Origin of the sequence: Metabacillus crassostreae (assembly GCF_016908395.1) — a bacterium.
Lineage (GTDB): Bacteria > Bacillota > Bacilli > Bacillales > Bacillaceae > Metabacillus > Metabacillus crassostreae.
Map to the genome: position 1 here is coordinate 1 of NZ_JAFBDU010000023.1, position 1341 is coordinate 1341.

General features: G+C 54.4%; 1 rRNA gene. It reads left to right on the forward strand.

The features are described 5' to 3' along the window. Nucleotides 1-1341 (forward strand): 23S ribosomal RNA (locus tag JOC75_RS23750); the annotation flags it as partial.

Here is a 1341-nt window from a genome sequence, read left to right on the forward strand (position 1 = left end):
TTGTCGAGAAGGCTGAGCTGTGATGGCGAGGGAAATAAAGTACCGAAGTTCCTGATTCCACACTGCCTAGAAAAGCCTCTAGCGAGGTGAGAGGTGCCCGTACCGCAAACCGACACAGGTAGGCGAGGAGAGAATCCTAAGGTGAGCGAGAGAACTCTCGTTAAGGAACTCGGCAAAATGACCCCGTAACTTCGGGAGAAGGGGTGCTTTTTAGGGTGAATAGCCCGGAAAAGCCGCAGTGAATAGGCCCAGGCGACTGTTTAGCAAAAACACAGGTCTCTGCGAAGCCGCAAGGCGAAGTATAGGGGCTGACGCCTGCCCGGTGCTGGAAGGTTAAGGGGAGAGGTTAGCGCAAGCGAAGCTTTGAACCGAAGCCCCAGTAAACGGCGGCCGTAACTATAACGGTCCTAAGGTAGCGAAATTCCTTGTCGGGTAAGTTCCGACCCGCACGAAAGGCGTAACGATCTGGGCACTGTCTCAACGAGAGACTCGGTGAAATTATAGTACCTGTGAAGATGCAGGTTACCCGCGACAGGACGGAAAGACCCCGTGGAGCTTTACTGTAGCCTGATATTGAATTTTGGTACAGCTTGTACAGGATAGGTAGGAGCCTGAGAAGCCGGAGCGCTAGCTTCGGTGGAGGCGTCGGTGGGATACTACCCTGGCTGTATTGAAATTCTAACCCACAGCCCTGATCGGGCTGGGAGACAGTGTCAGGTGGGCAGTTTGACTGGGGCGGTCGCCTCCTAAAATGTAACGGAGGCGCCCAAAGGTTCCCTCAGAATGGTTGGAAATCATTCGTAGAGTGTAAAGGCACAAGGGAGCTTGACTGCGAGACCTACAAGTCGAGCAGGGACGAAAGTCGGGCTTAGTGATCCGGTGGTTCCGCATGGAAGGGCCATCGCTCAACGGATAAAAGCTACCCCGGGGATAACAGGCTTATCTCCCCCAAGAGTCCACATCGACGGGGAGGTTTGGCACCTCGATGTCGGCTCATCGCATCCTGGGGCTGTAGTCGGTCCCAAGGGTTGGGCTGTTCGCCCATTAAAGCGGTACGCGAGCTGGGTTCAGAACGTCGTGAGACAGTTCGGTCCCTATCCGTCGTGGGCGTAGGAAATTTGAGAGGAGCTGTCCTTAGTACGAGAGGACCGGGATGGACGCACCGCTGGTGTACCAGTTGTCTTGCCAAAGGCATAGCTGGGTAGCTATGTGCGGAAGGGATAAGTGCTGAAAGCATCTAAGCATGAAGCCCCCCTCAAGATGAGATTTCCCATAGCGTAAGCTAGTAAGATCCCTGAAAGATGATCAGGTTGATAGGTCTGAGGTGGAAGCGCGGTGACG